Source organism: Rhodococcus daqingensis (assembly GCF_042665615.1).
GTDB classification, from domain to species: Bacteria; Actinomycetota; Actinomycetes; order Mycobacteriales; family Mycobacteriaceae; genus Rhodococcus_G; species Rhodococcus_G daqingensis.
The window spans coordinates 1-20319 of record NZ_JBHTCS010000009.1 but is presented as its reverse complement, the minus strand read 5'-3'; the positions used below and the strand labels follow the sequence as shown (position 1 = coordinate 20319).

Annotated in this window: 16 protein-coding genes; 5 read left to right on the top strand and 11 right to left on the bottom strand. The window is 64.9% G+C overall.

Going from position 1 to position 20319, the window contains the following annotated elements; all coding sequences use genetic code 11:
* Positions 1–7 precede the first annotated feature (7 nt).
* Genes ACFQS9_RS04540 through ACFQS9_RS04530 form a run of 3 tightly spaced genes read left to right on the top strand, consistent with a single transcriptional unit; the run spans position 8 to position 3008 of the window.
* The gene (locus ACFQS9_RS04540; RefSeq protein ID WP_378402024.1) at positions 8–223 is read left to right on the top strand and encodes a biotin/lipoyl-binding carrier protein; all 216 of its coding nucleotides are present in this window, start codon (positions 8–10) and stop codon (positions 221–223) included.
* On the top strand, positions 224–1603 hold the full coding sequence (locus ACFQS9_RS04535; protein ID WP_378402022.1) for an acetyl-CoA carboxylase biotin carboxylase subunit: 1380 nt from the start codon (positions 224–226) through the stop codon (positions 1601–1603).
* Positions 1596–3008 (top strand): APC family permease, encoded by a 1413-nt coding sequence (locus ACFQS9_RS04530; protein ID WP_378402021.1) that lies wholly within the window; start codon positions 1596–1598, stop codon positions 3006–3008. The genes ACFQS9_RS04535 and ACFQS9_RS04530 overlap by 8 nt, the downstream gene beginning before the upstream one ends.
* Before the next feature lie 718 nt (positions 3009–3726).
* Here the strand turns inward: ACFQS9_RS04530 and ACFQS9_RS04525 are convergent.
* From ACFQS9_RS04525 to ACFQS9_RS04515, 3 genes are all read right to left on the bottom strand, one after another.
* Positions 3727–4590 (bottom strand): phytanoyl-CoA dioxygenase family protein, encoded by an 864-nt coding sequence (locus tag ACFQS9_RS04525; RefSeq protein WP_378402019.1) that lies wholly within the window; start codon positions 4588–4590, stop codon positions 3727–3729.
* Positions 4591–5453: 863 nt separating this feature from the next.
* Positions 5454–6506 carry an alpha/beta hydrolase gene (locus tag ACFQS9_RS04520; protein WP_378402017.1) on the bottom strand — a complete coding sequence of 351 codons (1053 nt, stop codon included), beginning with the start codon at positions 6504–6506 and terminating at the stop codon, positions 5454–5456.
* Positions 6507–6517: 11 nt separating this feature from the next.
* The gene (locus ACFQS9_RS04515; RefSeq protein WP_378402015.1) at positions 6518–8068 is read right to left on the bottom strand and encodes a flavin-containing monooxygenase; all 1551 of its coding nucleotides are present in this window, start codon (positions 8066–8068) and stop codon (positions 6518–6520) included.
* Between the two features lie 295 nt (positions 8069–8363).
* Between ACFQS9_RS04515 and ACFQS9_RS04510 the strand changes: the two genes are divergently transcribed.
* On the top strand, positions 8364–9221 hold the full coding sequence (locus ACFQS9_RS04510; protein ID WP_378402013.1) for a TIGR03084 family metal-binding protein: 858 nt from the start codon (positions 8364–8366) through the stop codon (positions 9219–9221).
* Positions 9222–9284: 63 nt separating this feature from the next.
* On the opposite strand, the gene ACFQS9_RS04505 is transcribed toward ACFQS9_RS04510, so the two are convergent.
* From ACFQS9_RS04505 to ACFQS9_RS04480, 6 genes are all read right to left on the bottom strand, one after another.
* Complete coding sequence (locus tag ACFQS9_RS04505) at positions 9285–12551, bottom strand: protein kinase domain-containing protein (protein WP_378402011.1); 3267 nt, start codon at positions 12549–12551, stop codon at positions 9285–9287.
* A gap of 287 nt (positions 12552–12838) precedes the next feature.
* Positions 12839–13294 carry a MaoC family dehydratase gene (locus ACFQS9_RS04500; RefSeq protein ID WP_378402009.1) on the bottom strand — a complete coding sequence of 152 codons (456 nt, stop codon included), beginning with the start codon at positions 13292–13294 and terminating at the stop codon, positions 12839–12841.
* Positions 13295–13336: 42 nt separating this feature from the next.
* Positions 13337–14098 (bottom strand): SDR family NAD(P)-dependent oxidoreductase, encoded by a 762-nt coding sequence (locus ACFQS9_RS04495; RefSeq protein WP_378402007.1) that lies wholly within the window; start codon positions 14096–14098, stop codon positions 13337–13339.
* A gap of 17 nt (positions 14099–14115) precedes the next feature.
* Positions 14116–15912, bottom strand: coding sequence for an acyl-CoA dehydrogenase (locus ACFQS9_RS04490; RefSeq protein ID WP_378402005.1), 1797 nt, complete (start codon positions 15910–15912; stop codon positions 14116–14118).
* Between the two features lie 30 nt (positions 15913–15942).
* Positions 15943–16674: an SDR family NAD(P)-dependent oxidoreductase gene (locus tag ACFQS9_RS04485; RefSeq protein ID WP_378402003.1), complete on the bottom strand. Its 732-nt coding sequence runs from the start codon at positions 16672–16674 to the stop codon at positions 15943–15945.
* Positions 16675–16695: 21 nt separating this feature from the next.
* Entirely contained in the window at positions 16696–17913 is a 1218-nt protein-coding gene (locus ACFQS9_RS04480; protein ID WP_378402001.1) for an acetyl-CoA C-acetyltransferase, read from the bottom strand.
* A gap of 156 nt (positions 17914–18069) precedes the next feature.
* Between ACFQS9_RS04480 and ACFQS9_RS04475 the strand changes: the two genes are divergently transcribed.
* Positions 18070–18705 (top strand): TetR/AcrR family transcriptional regulator, encoded by a 636-nt coding sequence (locus tag ACFQS9_RS04475; RefSeq protein ID WP_378401999.1) that lies wholly within the window; start codon positions 18070–18072, stop codon positions 18703–18705.
* A 275-nt stretch (positions 18706–18980) separates the two neighbouring features.
* Here ACFQS9_RS04475 and ACFQS9_RS04470 read toward each other — a convergent pair whose 3' ends face one another.
* The gene (locus ACFQS9_RS04470) at positions 18981–19772 is read right to left on the bottom strand and encodes an enoyl-CoA hydratase/isomerase family protein (RefSeq protein WP_378401997.1); all 792 of its coding nucleotides are present in this window, start codon (positions 19770–19772) and stop codon (positions 18981–18983) included.
* Between the two features lie 9 nt (positions 19773–19781).
* Positions 19782–20319: AMP-binding enzyme (locus ACFQS9_RS04465; RefSeq protein ID WP_417715318.1), on the bottom strand; the 538-nt coding region annotated here is incomplete at its 5' end.

Below are 20319 nucleotides of genomic sequence, written 5' to 3'. Positions count from 1 at the left end.
AGAAACGATGAGTGAGATCACCGCGGAGATGGCCGCATCGGTCTGGAAAATTGAAAAGGCCGTGGGCGACCGGGTCGAAGTCGGCGACACGATCATGATCCTGGAGTCGATGAAGATGGAGATCCCCGTCGACGCCGAAGAGACAGGCACCATCGTCGAGATCCCGGTCGCCGAGGGCGACTCGATCGGGCTCGATGACATCCTCGTGAAGCTCTCGGACTGAGTGGGGAGGCAAACGTCAGTGTTCACATCAATACTTGTCGCCAACCGAGGCGAGATCGCAGTCCGGATCTTCCGGACGCTGCGCGCAATGGGCATCGAATCGGTCGCCGTCCATTCGGACGTCGAAGCCGATGCTCCCCATGTCCGCGCCGCAGACCGCGCCGTCGAGATCGGTGGCGGCCCGGTGAACGAAAGCTACCTGAAGATCGACGAGATCATTCGAGCGGCACTGGAGACCGGAGTCCAGGCGATTCACCCCGGTTATGGGCTGCTGTCGGAGAACAGTGATTTCGCGAGAGCCGTCGAGGCCGCGGGATTGACCTTCATCGGGCCGTCCGCCGACGCCATGGACCGAATGGGATCCAAAGTCGCCGCCCGGCAGACGATGTCAGCGGCCGGGGTGCCGGTGGTGCCGGGCTCGCCGGATGCGGTCTTCACGGTCACACAGGCAGCTGAGGTCGCTGCCGAGATCGGCTATCCGGTCGCGGTCAAGGCCTCCGGCGGCGGCGGCGGCAAGGGGTTCCGGATCGCGCGCAATCCCGACGAGATCGGTGCAGCGTTCGAGGGTGCGAGCGGTGAGGGCGAGCGTTTCTTCGCCGACCCCGTCGTCTACCTGGAGCGCTATCTCGAAAACCCGCGTCATGTCGAGGTTCAGGTGCTGGCGGACGGATGCGGGAACGTGATCCATCTGGGCGAACGAGACTGTTCGGTACAGCGCAGACACCAGAAGCTGATCGAGGAGTCGCCGGCACCGGCCGTCACCCCGCAGCTACGTGAGCACATCGGGGCCATCGCGGTGCAGGCCGCGCGCGCAGTGGGGTACCGGTCGGCGGGAACCGTCGAAGGGCTTCTCGTCGACGGAGACTTCTACTTCCTGGAGATGAACACCCGCATCCAGGTCGAGCACGGTGTGACCGAGATGGTCACCGGGATCGACCTCATCGAGGAGCAGGTACGCATCGCAGCGGGGGAACCGCTGCGGCACACCCAGGAGTCGGTGTCGTTGTCCGGGCATGCGATCGAATGCCGCATCAATGTCGAAGACGCGGCGAAGGGCTTCGTCCCGCGACCGGGTGCCATCGGCACCTACCGGGAGCCGGTGGGCGAGCACATCCGGGTGGACAGCGGTGTCACCGAGGGATCGGAGGTCCATCGTTTCTACGATCCGATGGTTGCCAAGGTGCTCGTGTGGGGCAGTGACCGGGAGGAGGCGACGAAGCGGATGGTCGCCGCACTCGATGACTTCGAGATCGGCCCCGTCGTCACGCTGATTCCGTTCCATCGGGCACTGCTGCACACCCTGCAGTGGCAGCGTGGTGAAACGTGCGCCGACCTGGTCGCCGATCGCGCCTGGCTGAAGGAGAACGTCGTCCATGGCTGAATCGACTGGCTTGCTGTCGACCCGGCAGCTCGTCGCACTGGTGGTTTCATCTGGGATCCCGGCGGTGGGAATGGCCTCGTTCCCGATGCTGCTCTTCGGAACCGCCGGCTGGGGGAGCTGGGCGGCGGCGTTGCTGACGACCGTGGTTGGGTTCTCCCTGGGCCGGGTCATCATGGTATTCGCCCGGCGATCGGTGGCCTCGGGGTCGTTGTCGTCCTACGTGGCGGAAGTCTCCGGGGAGCGCTCTCGTGCTGTGGTCGCCGGGGCACTGCTACTGGGCTATCTCGGGCAGATGGTTGCCATCCAAGTGCTTGCCGCCACCTATGTGACCAGCTTCTTCACCAGCACGGGGTTCGGCTTCGCCGGCACCCCGGAATCGTTGATCGTGATCTTCCTGCTCACGGGACTGGTGCCGGCGGCGATCGCGTGGCGTGGTCTCGACGCCTCGGTCCGGTGGGCGGTCACGTTGACCGTCATTTCGGTCCCCGTTGTGCTGACGATCAGTGTCGCCAGTGCATGGCACACCGGACTGCAACTCGGGCAGCAGCTGTCGATGGAAGGCTCGACCTGGGGCGGAATTCTCGTCGGCTTCGGTGCGGCGGCCTCGTGGCTTGCAGGCTTCGAAAGCGGAGTGACCTTGGCTGAGGAGACAGCTGAACCAACGAAATCAATGCCGGTCGCGGTGCTGGCGGTTCCGGTCGTGACGATCGGCTACCTGCTGGTGACGATGATGCAGATCCCTGGACTCATGCTCGTCGGCGATCAGATCAGGTCGGGGGTGTCGGCACCTGCTGCCCTCGCCGAGCTCGCAGGACTCGGCCGGGGCGTCGGACAGGCATGCGATCTGCTCCTCACCGTGGGGGTATTCGCGGCACTGATCGGTTTCACCAACTACCTCTCTCGCCTGGTGGTGGGGTACGCGGCGGAAGGGATGCTGCCGTCATTGCTCAGCCGTCACAACCGTCGCCATGGAACGCCGACTTCGGCGATCGCCGTAGCCACGGGGATCTCGACCGTTGCGCTGATCATCGTTGTCGCGGTCAGCGACGAGTGGGGGCTCACCGTCTACACGATGGTGTCGACCTCGATTGTCTATCTGTGGGCGGTCCCGTATGCGTGCATCAGCGTGGGTGTACTGGTGCTCTTGGCACGTGAGCGTGCGATGCGTGTGCCGATTATCGTGTGCGCACTGATTGGTGGCACCGGCATGCTGTGGCCGTGGGTCAACAGCCTGGTCGATCCACCGCCCAGCCCGATCAATCACGTGTCGTATGGGGCGGTGATTGCGGTCGTGGTGGTCGGTACCGCGTTCTACCTGCAACGCGCGCGCCGCGGCCGCGATGTTGCGGACCCTGTCGACACAGCGGGAACGGACCCTGCCGGCGAGGTGGACACGGTTCACTGAACAGCAAGCAAGCGCGGATACAGGCCCGGCCTCTCGGCGATGACCGAGAGGCCGGGCCTGCCTGCTTCGCGTGGGGGCGGTCGCCATTCACCCGTCGATCGGCCAACGGATCCCGCTCCCTGAAGCGAACTTGCGGAGCCGATGTCCTCGGCGAGAATCAAGAGTCGAGTGCAGGGCTGGCTGTGCCACTCGGACGCCCGGCGGTGCGACCCAGCGCCCCGGCATCGCCCCCCAGAATCGCACCCAACGACAACTGCCGTATGCGCTTGCTACGCGCCGCAACGACCCTTCGCGCAGTAGCGTTCGAGCTGTCGGCCTTCGAGGATCAGTTTCACCGTCGCGTGTTTGTTCAGGCACACCCGCCCAGTTCGACAGCTCGGGTCCGTTGCCTCGATGTCGGCGGGAGCGCGGCTCACGTGTCGTCGGGTTCAGCTCGAGTCGTACTCCGACGCGCTCACCGTCGGCAGCGGTGGAATCGCTGACGGCATCAATGGTCCCTCACACCTGCGGCGGAAGGCGCTCGGCGATATCGTCGATCGGGCGCCGCAGCTACCGACGGGATCGGCCACAACTGCGCCGTCTGATCCATCGCCCCGGGTCCGGGTTTACCGCTGCCAGGGTCCGAGGCGAAGGCGTGTGATGCGGCGGGACCCCACAGCAGAATGCACCGCCCGTTGAAGGACGGCGCATTCAGCCGGTATGAGTCGTGGGGGACGGATTAGAGGCCCAGGTAATCCGCCACATCCGCGACGTCTACTGTCCAGATGCCGGGCGAACCGATCGGGTACTGGGAGCGGAAGCCGAGCAGCCGCTGGATTCGCTCCGGAAGCGTCTTCACCAGTTCGAGGTCGACCATGAGGGGGAAGGCCTCCTCGCCGACGAGGTAGCCCGGTGACATCGCGAAGGCAAGTCCGCGTCGGTACTGGTCCGAGGTTACGTTCGCCCCGCCGCCGTGCACGGTCTTACCGCTGAACAACAGTGCGTCGCCGGCGTTCATGACGGCCGGGATCGTCTGCTCCGGCTCGCCGCGATCGGTGAAGTCCTCCCAGTGATTGCTGCCGGGGATGACTCGCGTCGCGCCGTTCTCCTCAGTGAAGTCCGTGAGTGCGATGAGGAAGTTGGCTACGGCTTCCGGGCCCGACGGACCCAGCGTGACGAAGGGCGGCCAGCTCTCGAGATCGCGATGCAAGAACTGGGCGCGATTGCCGGGGCCGATCTCGATCAACTGGGAGGAGGTCATCCAGTACGTTCCCGATTCCTCGAGGAAGATGGCGTCGCAGAGAGCGTGGACAAGGTCGTGGTCGACGATCTTCGTGCGGTAGGTCTCGCTCAGAGTGATCATGTTCGTCAGGCGCTTGGTATTGGCGCCGTGGAACTCGGCAACGAGCTCGTCCGAGTGCTTCCCGCCCGGTGCCATCGCCCGCAGCTTGGGTTCGATTTCCGCATTGAAGCGCTCGATCTGGTCGGCGGTCAGCAGTCCCTCGATGATGACACCGCCATCCTTACGGAAGACACTCAGGATCTCCTCGACCGGCGCAGTGGCCGGAACCTTTCGCAGCGTCGTATCCGTCGTATCCGTCATGGAGTTCCTCTCGTTCCAGGCCGGCGGGACGGCGCTTTGCCATTGCCGGGCTGCAGTGTGGCGTACATCTCAATAGTCGTGCGTTCGTGGGGGACGTAACAAGGTCGAAAGGACGCATGGTTACGAGCTACGTGGTGCAAGATGCACATGTCCGCGTCCGGTGTTTCGCGGCAGATGGGGCCCGAGAGCTGTCGCCCGGCCGGCTCAGTTGCGGCGTTCCACCAGCACAAGGGTGCAGTCGACTGCACTCGCGTTTACGAGCGGCCCCGGCAGCCCTAGCCGCGCTCGTAAGGAGCTGGCCCGTCATGCCAGTCGCCTTGTTCGCCCCCATTCGCGTGCCCCTCGACAGTGCCGGAGCTGTGCCTGCACCGACGTGGTCGGGTGAGGATTCGCCAGGTGCGCTGAGATGGTGTGCGGGTCCTGCTCCCGCATCTGGCAGGTATCGATGAGTCGGTGTGTGGGCGAGTCGGATCGACGACACTGACTGCGGGGGCAGAACTTTCGCAGATCAGATCGCGGGGGCTGACGCAACGGTGGCGTCGGCGAACACCGGCGGGGGACAGCGATTGATCGACGCGCTCGGTCTGGCCGCGGCAGGCTCGGTCAGTGGCACGCCGAGCGACTTCACACTTGGTTTACCGAACGACATCGCCGATTCGAGGAGCTGCAGGTCGAGTACTCCGCGGGAGTGGCAGTGCCACCGATGTCCAGGCTGTCTGAACACAGACGAACACGTCGAGGTCGTCGTCATGATCGACATGTCATCTGAGCAATTCGTGCGAACTCACGCCCGCTGGCAGGGACCGCTCACCGACACAGGTGGTCGTCGGGCGAGCGGTCCCTGCCTCGTGGCAGCGCAGGAGTCAACGCGCGTGCACGTCGGCCAGCGCCTCGGTGATCGCCTCGGCGAAACGCACGGATGCACGCAGGCTGGTCTTGCTGATCGCAGTGAAGGAGACAAAGCCGTGGACCAGTCCGTCCTCTCGAAGGAGGCGGGTCGGTACACCTGCGTCCGACAGGCGTTCGGCGTACGCCACTGCCTCGTCACGTAGAGGGTCGAAGCCTGCCACGGTGATAACAATCGACGGAAGACCGCTGACGTCGTCGGCACACGAGGGAGACAGTCGAGGATCACGTCGATCGGCCCCTGCCGGGATGTACTGATCCTGGAACCAGTCGATCTGCTTCCGGGTCAGAGCGGGGGAATCGGCGAACTCGATCTGAGAGCGGTATTCACCTGCGAAGTCGACCGTCGGATAGAGCAGTGCCTGGACGGCCGGCCGGACGTCCTCGTATCGCAGCTGTTGGGCCAAAACCGCGGCGATGTTCCCGCCGGCGCTGTCACCGGCCACGACGATCCGGTGCGGATCCACTCCCCAGTCGACACTCTGGGCGACGGCGTACTCCCACGCTGCAAAAGCGTCGTCGATCGGGGCAGGGAACGGGTGGTCCGGTGCCAGTCGGTAGTCAACGGACAGCACGTCCAGCCCGGTGTGGACTGCGAGCAGGCGAGCCGGCGAATCGTATGCCGCACAGTTCCCGAAAACGAATCCGCCGCCGTGGAAGTACAGGAGCAACCCCTTGGAGGAGTCCGTCGCGCGGTAGCGGACCGCCCGCAGTCCGGCCTTGATCGTGACGTGCTGGACGAGATTCAAGGAGGGAATGTTCGCAGCGAACGTCGCGGTCTCAGCGTCGACGGACTCCCTCGCGCGAGCCGCGGGCTGGTCGGAGAAGTCGGGGCCGGCAGCCGCCATCTTCATCAGCAGGCCGATCTCCGGCGCCATGACGTTGCCGGCCTGATTTGTTTGGCTTCCTCCGGAGAGGATGCGAAGAATGTTCGGCGGCAGCTTGCCGAGTCCAACCCCGATACTGCGGGCGATCCGCTGTGAGCCGGTGAGTTCGATGGACGATGACATCAATATCCTCCCTAGTTCGCCGCAGCCGAGACCGACGGCGAAGGATCGACCGCCGCCACTGCGAGGTCATCGCGGCGCGATGGGGGCGCCGCTTTGGAGAACCGGAGATTGCTGTCGACAATGTCTGTCCGCATCAGCTTCCGGTCGTGGGGAACGTGAGTGAGTACCCGCCATGGCAGCTCGGTTCCCTGCTGCGGCATGAGATGCTTGCCGCGGTTGGCGTATCCAGACTTCAGATCCAGAAACGGTACGGTCTTCATTCCTGGTTCGGGCTGGGGAACCACCGCGTCGTAATCGTGTGCCTCGATGTACTTGATCATCTCGATCACGAAGTCGGCGGTCATGCGAACCTTCATCGTCCACGAAGCGGACTTGGTGTACCCGAACGACATCGCCCAGTTCGGCAGTTCAGAGACCATCATGCCGCGATAAGTGACAGTGTTGCCGATGTCGACTGGCTGCCCGTCGACTGTGTGGGAGATGCCTCCGAGCATCTGGATGTTCAGACCGGTGGCAGTGACGATGACATCTGCCTTCAGTTCCTCATCGTTGGCCAGCAGAATGCCATCCCGGGTGAAGCGTTTGATCGATTCGGTGACGACCTCGGTGTGTCCGTCACGGATCGACGCGAAGAAGTCGCCGTCGGGCGCCTGACACATGCGCTGATCCCAGGGTGCGTAGGGCGGTGAGAAGTGCTTGTCGATGTCGTAGCCGGCGGGCAGGTCCTTCGCATTCATCGAACGCACCAGTGATCGTGCAGCCTTCGGGAACCGTTCCATGAACTTTACGGTGAGAAAGTCGCGCCACATGTTCTTTTCCCGGGTGGCCCAGTATCCGCGTTCGGCCCCGAGGAGCTTCGTCAGTCGTAGCGCATTCTTGTCGACGCGGGGTGACGACACGATGTACGTCGGCGTGCGCTGAAGCATGGTGATGTGCGACGGGGGTTTCTCGCTGTACGCCATCGCGGGGATCATCGTGATCGCGGTGGCGCCGCTGCCGATGACCACTACCCGCTTGCCCGAGTAGTCGTAATCCTCGGGCCAATGCTGGGGATGGATGATCTCCCCTGTGAAGTCGTCTCGGCCGGCGAAATCAGGCGTGTAGCCCTTGTCGTAGTTGTAGTAGCCGGTCCCGCCGAAGACCCAGCGTGCTCGAATCTCCTTGGGCCCATCAGGGGTGTCCACGGACAACGTCCAACGAGCGTCCCGGCTCGACCAGTCTGCAGTCTTGACTTTGTGGTTGAGCTTCAGCATCGACTCCAGGCCGAAGTCGTCGACAGCCTCATGCATGTATTCGCGGATCAAATGGCACTCGGCGATCGCTTCCCGATGCCTCCACGGCTTGAAATCCCATCCGTAGGTATGCAGATCCGAATCTGATCGGATGCCCGGGTACTTGAACAGGTCCCATGTACCGCCGATATCGTCTCGACCCTCGAGCACGGCGATCCGCTTGGTCGGAAAGGCGCGGCTGAAGTAGTAGGCCGCCCCCAGGCCCGAGACTCCTGCTCCGATGATTGCGACGTCGATGTCCTCGGTCGGACGCGCCTTCCCCTTCGCCATATCTGTCTCCTTGCTGATCGTCGGCTACTGGTGGTGTAGACGATCCTGACAACAGCGAAGTGACTCAGGCTACATCGGAAGGTTGCGAGGTTTCAGGGTTGGTGGTGCAGCATGCACCGTTGGGTACGCAGTTTGGCCGCTTGGTGCATGGTGCACCGGCGGGGTCGTCAGGTGGTTGCATCGTGGTGTAGCGAAGCGGGTCACACCCAGAAAAGAATGTAATCGCAGCTTCAAGCATTCGAAAACCGAGAAGTTCGGCTCTATTTGAGATCAACGATACGACGGGACCAGAACTGTGCACCAACTCGCGGGCCTCATCGACGACCTGGAAGCCGAGCAGATCGCTCTCGACGATGTCGTGTCGACTTTTGGCAACGATGAGTGGAACCGCCTCACCCCGGCCGAGGGGTGGACGAGTCGTCATCAGATCGCTCACCTCGCCTTCTTCGACAGCGCAACCGAGATGTCGCTCACCGATCCGGACAACACGTTCGCCGAGCAGCGACGTCGAGCCGATCAGGATCCGGACGCGTACAGCATCGCGGTGCTCGACCCCTTGCTCGAACTGTCCCCCGATCAACTCCTCGAAACGTGGCGACAGGGCCGTCGATCACTCCTGAATGCATTCCGTTCGGCCCCGGCTGGCACGCGTCACCCGTGGTACGGACCGTCGATGAGTCTGGCGTCGATGATCACCGCCCGGCTGATGGAGACTTGGGCCCATGGACAGGACATAGTCGACGCCGTCGGCGCTGCGCGTCCGGTGACGTCTCGGTTGGAGCACATCGCCCGGATCGCCTGTCTTGCGTTGCCTTTCAGCTTCGTCAACCGGGGGATGCTCGTGCCGGATACTGGTGTGCGGGTGAGTTTGTCTCTCCCCTCGGGTGGGACATGGGAATTCGGCGAGGAGCGCTTCGCGGATTCGGTCAGTGGGGCGATCGAGGACTTTTGTCTGGTGATGACCCGTCGGCGCCACATGACTGATACCGCCCTGGTCACCACCGGACCCATCGCCGGGAAATGGGTCTTGGTCGGCCAGGCCTATGCGGGCCCGGCCGGACACGGGCGGGCGCCGGGACAGTTTGCGCGGCGGGGCGTTCCGGCGTCGGGTCGGGGGAAGAACACCCTGGACGCGGTATCTGTACGGCCGTAAGCCGGCACGAGATCGGCGTTACGAAGTCAGATTGGCGACGCTCGCTCGACGATACTTGAGCAGTCATATACGGCCGTCGCGGGACTGTTCCACCACCCATGAGGCGATTTGGGCTCGGGAGGTGAATCCCAGTTTGGTCAGGATGTGTTCGACGTGTCCTTGCGCGGTGCGTGGCGAGATCACCAGTCGGCCGGCGATTGCCTTGTTGGTGAGCCCTTCGGCCACCAGTTCAGCCACCTGGTGCTCACGTTTAGTCAAAGTTGTAGTCGGACCGGCTGTCGGCGCGGTGGCCGGAAATGTTTCGTCGAGGGCGAAGCTGACGGCTGCGCCGAAGTTCATGGTTCTGCCCTCGTGGCGGGCAGCCTCGAATTCTTTCTCGCCGAGCAGCGTGCGGGCAGTTCGGGTGCACCCATGGTGATGGACGAGCAGGTTCGGGAGCAGGACGGTGGAGGTGCCTACTATCTGGCCTAGCGCTTCGGCGGCGCCCATCAGCGTCGTGGCGCGGCGGCCATCGCCTCGCTCGGCGGCGATCCAGGCCAGTACCTCTGCGCTGATTGCGGCGACGAGTGGATCGTTGACCAACCGAGCCAGGTGAAGACCTTCTCGCAACAGTTGCAGGGCGCGATCGGAGTCACCCTGGTGCCAGTAGGCGATTGCCATCGACCACAGCGTCCACGACCGAACGATTGTTTCGCCGTGGGAGTTTTCCAGGGCGAGCGTGTGCTGATAGCAGGCGAGGGCGCGGCGGGAATCTCCGCGGAGTTCGTACGCCCACCCGAGGAGTATCACTCGCTCGAGCTGAAGGGCCGGTTCTTTGTGTGCGCCCAAGACCTCGTCGGCACCGTCGAGGTGCAGGATCGCGCGGTCCGGATCTCCACCAACAAGGGCGGTCAACCCGTCGGCAACCGCGGCCAGCGTGGCAGTCGGCCGGTCGTCGATCTGCTCGGCCAGGGTGCGGAGCTCCGCTGCCCAGGAGGTCGCTGCCGATAAATCCCCCTGGCCCGCCGCCATCGAGCTGGCCGCGTAGAGCGCCCGTGCCCGGTCCTGGCTCGGTGCCCCGGAGTACGAAGGATGTGCCAGCGCACGATCGATCCATGTGCGCCCCTCGCTGAGCCGCCCACCGAAGGGCCAGAACGAAAACAACGCAGTGACGATCCGCAACCCGCCCTCACCACCTTCACGCAGACTGAACTCCAGCGCCCGCCGCAGATTTGGCAATTCCCGGGTCAGCCGGGATATCCACTCCAGCTGGCGGGAGCTGATCCACTCAGCCTCCGCCGCGCAGGCCAACCGCTCGCACCAGTCCCGGTGCCGCCGACACAGCTCCAGGTGCTCACCGGCGTCCTCGAGTGCATTCCTGCCGTAGTCCTGCACGGACTCGAGCATCCGCAACCGGACCGCGGCATCGGATTCCTCCCGGATCAGGATCGACTTGTCCACCAGCGCCGACACCGAATCGAGCAGGTCCGGCCCGGGCAGATCACCGCCACACACCTGTTCGGCGGCGTCGAGCTCGAAGCCGCCGGCGAACACCGACAATCGCGCCCACAGCTGCTGCTCGCTGGGTGTACATAGCTCGTAGCTCCAGCCGATGCACCACTGGAGGGTTTGCTGCCGTGTCGGGGCGCCCCGACTGCCGCGGGTCAACAGCCCGTATCGATCGTCGAGCCGCTGCAAGATCTGCGCGGTCGACATCGACCGCAACCGCGCCGCGGCCAGCTCGATCGCCAACGGCAACCCGTCCAGCCGAGCACAGATGCGAGCGACGTCGAGCCGGTTGTCCTCGGTCAGCTCGAAGCCCCGGACCGCCGCGGCCGCGCGTTCGGTGAACAGGGTCACCGCGTCGTAATGGGCCAACTCCCTCGGCGTCGGCTCACTGGCCGGGTCCGGGAACTCGAGCGGTGTCACCGGTAGCACCGCCTCGCCGCCGATGCCGAGGGCCTCGCGGCTGGTCGCCAGGATCGACAGGTCGGGGCAGGTTCGCAGGAGCGACTGTGCAAGCTCCGCCGCCGCCGCCACGACCTGCTCGCAGTTGTCGAGCACCAGTAGCAATGTGCGTGTGGACAGGAACTCCGCTAACACTTCCAACATCGGGCGATCGGTCAGGTTGCGCACGCCCACGGCGGCGGCCACCACATCCACCAGTAATGCTGGGTCGCGGAGTTCGCCCAACTCGATCAACCGCACGCCGTCGGCGTAACTCCGTCGCACCTTGCTTGCGGCCTGGAGCGCGAGCCGGGTCTTGCCGACCCCGCCGATCCCGGTCAAGGTCACCAGACGCGACCCGGTCAGTACGTTTCGCACCTCGGACAACTGTGTGCGCCGCCCGATAAAACTGGTCATCTCCAGCGGCAGCCCTCCGGTCTGGCCCCGGGCGGGAGCGACGTGCGGCACGGCTGCCGGTGCCACAACGTGCTCCGGTTGTTGGCCTGGTTGCGGACGGAGCGCCATCTCCTCGACCGGGTACCCCCGGTCTCGCTGGACCTGCTGCAGGTGCCCGCCCAAGGCGGCGGCGGTGGGCCGCCTCGAGGGGTCGCGAGCCATCGCTGATTCGATGACGGCGGACACGGCGTCGGGGATGCCCTTCTCGCGGAGATCCGGTACCGGTTGGGTCGTGATGCGCAGGAACTGCGCCACCACCTGCTCGCCACTGTGGCGCTCGAACGCGGCGTGCCCGGTGAGGGCGCAGAACAGGGTGGCGCCGAGTCCGTAGACGTCGGAGGCGGGGGTGGGGGGATCGCCGCCGAGGACCTCGGGCGCGGTGAACGCGGGTGAGCCGGTGACCGTGCCGGTCGCGGTTTCGAACCCGCCGGTGATGTGGGCGATGCCGAAGTCCGTCAGGGCGGGCTGGTCGAAGTCGGTGAGCAGGATGTTCGCCGGTTTGACGTCCCGGTGCAGCACGTCGACGCGGTGCGCGGTCTCCAACGCCCCGGCCAGCAGCACCCCGAGGCGCAGGACGGCCCCGACCGGTAGAGGGCCGTCGTGTCGGATCCGCGTGTCCAGGGAACCGTGGTGGTGGTACTGCATCACCAGGTACGGGTGGCCGCCTGAGAGTTCGCCGACCTGCAGCACGCCGACGATGTTCGGATGCCCGGTCAACCGGCCCATCGCCCGTTGTTCGCGAAAGAACCGTTCTCGGTTCTCCTTCAGGTCGCCGGTGAGCACCTTCACCGCGACGGTGCGGTCAAGGCCGACCTGGGTGCAGCGGTATACGACGCCGAAACCACCGTGCCCGATTTCGACGGCGCCCTCGAATCCCTCCGCGTCCAACTGCGTGACGACACTGACTGCGACATCACGCTGTGTCTTGGACGGGTCGGTCTCGGCCACGGATCTACCCGGGATTCACATATTTCTGCACATCAGCCAGGATATCCTTGGCCACCGGTGGGGCCAGCGCGATCTCGCGATCACCGATGACAGTGGTGGACTCGCGGTGTTCATCGCCGGCAGCGGCGGCATCGACGCCCTCGAATGGCGGCCCGGCCGGCCACCGGATTCGACGGAGGTGTCCGCTCCGCGGCAGCGAGATACTGCCGAGGTCACGCGCTCTTGAGGGCGTCTCAGCGCCATGGTGGTCATTCTGAGGGCAGCCGCTGTTTTCCGTGACATGGGGTCTAACGGTGGAATCGGAAGAGTGGTTCGGCGACACAGACGGGTTTGTCGACGGAATCACATTCGACGGTCGCTGCGACCACGATCTGGACGCCGCCGCTGATGTCCTGTGCCGAGGCTATCTCTGCCTTCAGTCGGACCTTCGATCCCACGGGGACAGCGGCGGGAAACCGCACCTTGTTCAGGCCATAGTTCACCGCCAGGGACAAACCCCGAACGTCGAGAACCTGCGCGAACATGGCGCTGAGCAATGACAGGGTGAGATAACCGTGGCCGATGGGCCCGCCGAACGGGCCTTCCTTGCTCGCCCGTTCGGGGTCGACGTGGATCCATTGGTGGTCGTCTGTGGCGTCAGCGAAAGTGGAGACACGGTCTTGGGTGATCTCGAACCAGTCACTGGGGACCAGTGTGGTGCCGACGAGGGTCTTCAGTTCGTCGACGTTCGTGGTGGTGGGCATGGCGACTACTTTCGACGTGAGGGGCCTGCGGGTGCGGTGTGGTCAGGTGATGGTGATGCCGCCATCGACTGCGAGGGTTTGACCGGTCACGTAGCCGGCGGCGTCGGAGGCGAGCCAGACGAGGGTGGCGGCGAGCTCGGCAGGATCGCCGGTGCGCCCGAGCACCATCCGGGCGGCGAGGCCGTCGAGGTAGCCGTCCTGGTACTGGTCGGTCATCTCGGAGGCGAAGAATCCCGGGGCGAGCGCGTTGACACGAATACCCTTGCGGGTGCCCCATTGTTGGGCGAGGTCTCGGGTCAGACCGACGATGCCGGCTTTGCTGGCACTGTAGGCGGCCTGGGGCAGACCGGCAGTCGTGAGTCCGAGGATGCTGGAAATGTTGACGATGGAGCTGCCCGGTTGCATCACCCTGCCACACGCCTGGGCTGCCCAGTACGAACCGGCCAGGTTGATGTCGATGACCGAACGAAACTGATCGGGGGTCTCGCGGGTAGCCGGGAAGGCAGTCGCGATTCCGGCGTTGTTGACGAGAACATCGACGCGGCCAAACTCCGCCATCGCCGAGTCGACCATCGCCGTGCATTGATCCGGATCGGCGATGTCCGTTGCCACAGCGAGAGCGCGGCGTCCGCTTGCCCGAACCATCGCGGCCGTGTCATGCAGCTTGTCGACGCGCCGCGCCGCGAGGACGATGTCCGCGCCGGCCTCGGCGAGGGCCTGGGCGAAGGCAACCCCAAGGCCGGACGAGGCGCCCGTGACGATGGCAACGCGGCCGTCGAGGCGGAAGGTGTCGAGTACGCTCATGTGTGGCCTTCTTTCGGTCAGAACCATTGGGGGTTCATTTCGGCGGCGGTGCGGTCTCCGCTGGCCAGGAGATCGAGTTGCGGACCGACCTTGGGTAGCTCGTGGGCGAAGAAGTAGCGGGCGGCCATGCGCTTTCCGTCGTAGAAGTCACCGTTCTTGCCGTAGGTGGCGATGAGTTGTTCGAGCCACATCCACGCGATGACGGTGTGCCCGAATGCCTCCAGATACACCGACGAGTTCGCCAGCGCGGTGGTCGCATCGCCGGAGGCCCACAGCGCCTCGGTGACGTCGAGGATCCGATTCCAGACGGTGTCCAGGGCGTCGGCATGGCGCTTGGCCTCGCCACCGAGGACACGTGCCCGCACAACGGTGGCGGTGATCTTCGAACCCAGCACCCGCAGTCCGGCGCCGCCCTGCATGGTGACCTTGCGGCCGAGCAGGTCGAGCCCTTGGATCCCGTGTGTGCCTTCGTGGATCGGGTTCAACCGGTTGTCGCGGTAGTGCTGTTCGACGTCGTAATCGCGGGTGTAGCCGTATCCACCATGCACCTGGATCGCCAAACTGTTCGCCTCGAGGCACCACTGCGAGGGCCAACTCTTCGCGATCGGAGTCAGCACGTCGAGGAGCAACGTTGCCTCGTCGGTCGTTGCTGCATCCACGGCGGTGTCCTGTTCGTCGACCAACCGTGAGCAGTACAGGCCCAGGGCGAGAGCACCTTCGACATAGGACTTCTGAGCGAGCAGTAGTCGGCGGACATCAGGATGGTCGATGATCGGAACCGGCGGGGCGGCGGGATCCTTGGCGCCCAAGGGGCGGCCCTGGGTGCGGACTTTCGCGTACTCGAGTGACTTCCGGTACCCGACGTAGCCGAGGGCAATTGCCAGGAAGCCGACACCGATTCGGGCCTCGTTCATCATGTGGAACATGTAGGACAGACCGCGATGTTCCTCGCCGACCAGGAAACCGACGGCACCCGATTTCCCGCCAGGGGTGTGGGTGCCGTCACCGAACGCGAGCATGGTGTTGGTGGTGCCGCGATTGCCCATCTTGTGGTTCAGACCCGTCAGGGTCACATCGTTTCGCTCGCCGAGTCCGCTGTCGGCACCGGGCAGGACCTTGGGCACGATGAACAGTGAGATGCCCTTGACGCCGGGCCCGCCGTCCGGGGTCTTGGCCAGGACCAGGTGCACGATGTTCTCGGTGAGCTCGTGGTCGCCGCCGGAAATCCACATCTTGGTCCCGGTGACCCTGTAGCTGCCATCGTCCTGGCGCACCGCTCTGGTGGTGATATCCGCCAACGACGATCCGGCCTGCGGCTCGGACAGGCACATCGTGCCGAACCACCGGCCCTCGAGCATCGGACGGACGTAGTCGTCGATCTGCTGGTCGGTGCCGTACGCGGCGATCAGATTGGCATTGGCGGCGGTCAGAAAGGGATACGCCGCGGTGCCGGCGTTGGCCGCCTGGAACCAGGCCATCGCTGCCCGCGCCACTGTGGTGGGTAGCTGCATCCCGCCGACGCTCTCGTCGAACTGCCCCGCGATCAGTCCCGACGCTGCGTAGGCGTCCAGCGCCGCCTTGACCTCCGGGATCATCTCGACGGTGCCGTCCGAGCGCATGGTCGGCTCGTTCGTGTCGGCCTTCTTGTTGTGGGGGGCAAAATGCTTGTGCGCGAGGTCCGCACTGAGGTCGAGCACCGCGTCGAAGGTGTCCTTTGAATGTTCCGCGAACCGCTTGCGGGCCGCCAGCGCGGGCACCTCGAGCCACTCGTACAGCAGGAAATCGAGATCGCGGCGAGAAAGTACATCAGTCATGAGGTTCAGTTCCGTTCAGAAATTGGGCACTCAGATGGAGATGCCGCCGTCGACCGGGAGGACGACACCGGTGATGTAGCCCGCCTCCTCGGACGCGAGGAAGGCGATGGCGTCGGCCATCTCGGACGGGTCGGCGAATCGCGAAATCGGGCCCGTCAGCTCGGCGACCTTCTCCTCCGGGATGGAGGCGGTCATCCGGGTCGCGGCGTTCGGGGAGATGGCGTTCACGGTGACCCCGAAGGCGGCGAGTTCCTTCGCGGCGGTCTTGGTGAACCCGATGATGCCGGCCTTGGCGGTGGCGTAGTTGGCCTGCCCGCGGTTCCCGTGCAACCCCGTGTAGGAGGTGATATTGACTACCCGCCCGAACTCCTGCTTCCGGAAGTGCGGTACGCATGCCCGCGTAAATCGGAATGTCCCGCCCGCGTGCACATTCAGGACCTGGTCCCAGTCGTCGTCGGTCAGCTTCCAGAGCACCTTGTCGCGCAGGATCCCGGCGTTGTTGACCAGGACATCGACCCGCCCGGTCTCGGCGATCACAGTGGAGACGACCCGTTCGACGTCGCCGGTGCTGCTGACGTCGGCGGGGATGCCGATGGCACCGACCTCGCGTGCGGCCTTGTCGAGTTCGTCCTTGTCGAAGTCCACCATGAACACCGTCGCATTGGCATTGGCGAAGTGGCGCGCGAGGGCCTGTCCGATGCCGCGGGCGGCGCCGGTGACGATGACCGATTTTCCGGTGAAGTCGAAATTGATGTTGCCCATTGAGTTTTCCTGTTCTCTTAGTCAGCTGAGGCGTTCGAGGACCATGGCCATGCCCTGGCCGCCGCCGACGCACATGGTCTCGACACCGAACTGCTTGTCGTGGGTTTGCAGGTTGTTGAGCAGGGTCGCGGTGATGCGCGCGCCGGTCATGCCGAAGGGGTGACCGAGGGCGATCGCACCGCCGGAGACGTTGAGCTTGTCCTCATCGATGCCGATCTCCCGCGCGGAGCCGAGCACCTGCACCGCGAAGGCCTCGTTGATCTCGAACAAGTCGATGTCGGAGACCGACTTGCCGGCCAGGGCGAGGGCTCTCTTGGTGGCTTCGATCGGACCGAGGCCCATGATCTCGGGCGAGAGGCCCGAGACCCCGGTGGACAGGATCCGCGCCAGCGGTGTCAGGCCCAATTCTTTGGCCTTGGTATGGGACATGATCACCAATGCGGCGGCGCCGTCGTTGAGCGGGCACGCGTTACCGGCGGTAACGGTGCCGTCCGGCCGGAACACCGGCCTCAGCTGGCTGACCGCCTCGTAGGTGGTGCCGGCGCGGGGGCCGTCGTCCTTCGACACGATCGTGCCGTCGGGCAGCGTGACCGGGGTGATCTCCCGCTCGAAGAAGCCGTTGTCGATCGCTACCTCGGCGCGGTTCTGCGACCGCACCGCCCAGCGATCCTGCTCCTCGCGGGTGATGCCGGTGAGCTGGGCGACGTTCTCCGCTGTCTGACCCATCGCGATGTAGGCGTCGGGAACCCGCCCCTCCGTGCGGGGATCGACCCACTGGTGCCCGCCCTGCGCGAGCTTCTCGGTGGACGCTCGTGCGTCGGCATAGAGCGGGTTCTCGGTGTCGGGCAGGGAGTCGGAGTTGCCCTTCGCGAACCGGGACACCGTCTCGACCCCGGCGGAGATGAACACCTCACCCTCCCCAGCCTTGATGGCGTGCAATGCCATTCGGGTGGTCTGCAGCGACGACGAACAGTAGCGGGTGATGGTGGTGCCGGGGATGAAGTCGTAGCCCAGCGCGATCGCGACGGTGCGGCCCATGTTGAAGCCCTGCTCACCGCCGGGAAGACCGCACCCGAGGATGAGGTCATCGATGTCGGTCGGGTCGAGTGCGGGCACCTTGTCGAGCGCTGCCTGCACCATCTGGGCGGCCAGATCGTCGGGGCGCATCTCTTTGAGCGAGCCCTTCATGGCTCGTCCGATCGGTGAACGCGCGATCGAGACGATGACGGCTTCGGGCATCGTGCCTCCTGGTTGCGGTCGCCTAGTGGCGGTGATGTGGGTTGCTACAGCCTGTAGCAAGAAAATATGCGAGCGCATAGGTTGTATGCGCTCGCATATACTGGCTCGGTTGGCAGAGGCCTGTCAACCCCCCACCAACCGAGAGGCGACAGTGCGATGAACGCACCACAATCCGCCGTTGCCAGCGAGCTGGGTACCTCGAAGGCGGCTGCGCGGATACGCGCCGCGGCAATCGAGGTTTTCGCCGCCAAGGGCTACGGCGCCACCACCACCCGGGAGATCGCCGCCAGCCTCGACATGAGCCCCGGAGCCGTGTACCCGCACTACAAGACCAAAGAATCCCTCCTCTACGCCATCAGCCTCGAAGGGCACCATGCGGTACTGACGGCCATCACCGCAGCTGATCGCCCCGACCTCTCGGCGACCGACCGGCTGACATCGACCGTGAACGCGTACGTGACGTGGCACGCCGACAACTACGCCAGCGCCCGGGTCGCCCAGTACGAACTGCGGTCGCTCTCGCACGATCACTTCGCAGTTGTTGCGGACATCCGCCGATCCACCTCGAAAGTGTTCAAGCGGATCATCGAAGCCGGCGCAGCATCAGGCGACTTTCAGCCCCTCGACATCGAGGCCGCGGTACTGGCAATCACGTCCCTGGGCGTCGATGTCAGTCGATGGTTCCCATCCCATGCCTACTCCGACCCAGATGCCCTGGCGGCGCGCTATGTCGAGCTCGCCCTGCGAATGGTCGGTTGCGCCGACCGGCGCCCGATCGACGAGTCCTATTGATTCACGGTTGGCCGACTACAGGATTCGGGAGTACGTCTCAGTCGAGGGGCAGAACCTAACCCTGTCCAGTGGACATGGATAACCGAACTCGCATTCGCACCTATGAGTTCACAGGTGCCGAGTTCGGCCCACCTGGTGTCCTATCTCCACAATGCGTGCTGTACGGATCACCGGACGCCCACCTCATAGGCCAGTGCGGGATACTCGAGATTCATCCCCGCGATCGCAATCCCGAATTCCCTTGTCGTGAATTGCCGAGGGCAGCCGGCGGCTCACTACTGATTGACACCGGCGAAGTCGGGTTTTCTCTTGGCCACGAAGGCATCGACGCCTTCTCTGCCGGTCTTGCTGTTTGCGGCGATGGCGATGCCGTCCCGTTCGGTGTCGAGTTGTTGTTTCAGCGTCGTGTCGGGTGATTGGGCCAGAAGTTGTCGTATCGTCGTGTAGGTGACGCGGGGTCCTTCGACGAAACTGCGGGCGACACGGAGAGCTTCGGTATGGATCTCGTCGTCGCCGACGATTCGGCTGAGCAAGCCGAGGCGCACAGCCTCGTCGGCGCCGATCACGGTGTCGGAGAGGAGTATTTCTCTAGCGCGGCGTGCCCCCACGATGCGGGGCAATGACCAGGTGATGCCTCCGTCGGGGCTCAGTCCGATGCCTGGATATGCGGGGCGCAATGTGGTCGACGGGCCGCCGATTGCGATGTCGGACGCGCAGACCAGGCTCATGCCGGCGCCGGCCGCCCAGCCCTGCACGGCGGCAACCACGGGAGTGGGGGCCGCGGTGAGCGCTTCCACGAAGTCGTGCAGCGCGGTCGCCTTCTCGTGGAGGTAGGCACCGCGGTCGTCGGCCGCCGCGAAGTGGCGGACGTTGCCGCCCGCGCAGAAGTTGGCGCCCGTCCCTGTCAAAAGGATCGCGCCGATCTCCGCGCCGTAATCGCGCAAGGCCTCGGTGGCCTCGTCGATCAGGGTGAAGTCCATCGATGTTCCCGCGGCCGCGGTGGAGATGGGCAGCTGCAGGACACCGTCGACGAGTGTGGCGGTATCAGTCGGTTCGGTGTTCTTCATGTCGGACTCCTACTTCCCCGCAGCTTCGTTCGCCCGGAGATCCTTGCGGAGGATCTTGCCCGCCGCCGACTTGGGCACGCGGTCGATGAACTCGACCCTGCGGACCTTCTTGTGCGGGGACACCCGCTCGGCGACGAATGCGATGACCGCGTCCTCGTCGAGGTCGTCGGCGCCCTGCTGCCGGACGACGAACGCCTTCGGCACCTCCTCACCCTCGTCGTCGAGGACCCCGATGACGGCGGCGTCGGCGATCTGCGGATGCGTCAGCAGCAGCGCCTCGAGCTCGGCCGGCGGCACCTGATAGCCCTTGTACTTGATCAGCTCCTTCATCCGGTCCACGATCGTGACCACGCCCTCGGCGTCGACGGTCGCGATGTCACCGGTGTGCAGGTACCCGTCCGCGTCGAGGGTCTCCGCGGTCGCCTCGTCGTTGCCGAGGTACCCGACCATGATGTTCGGTCCCTTGCACCACAGCTCACCTGGCTCGCTGACCCCCGCGGTCGGGTAGGCGATCTCGTCACCGGTGCCGGGCTGGACGAGCTTGCAT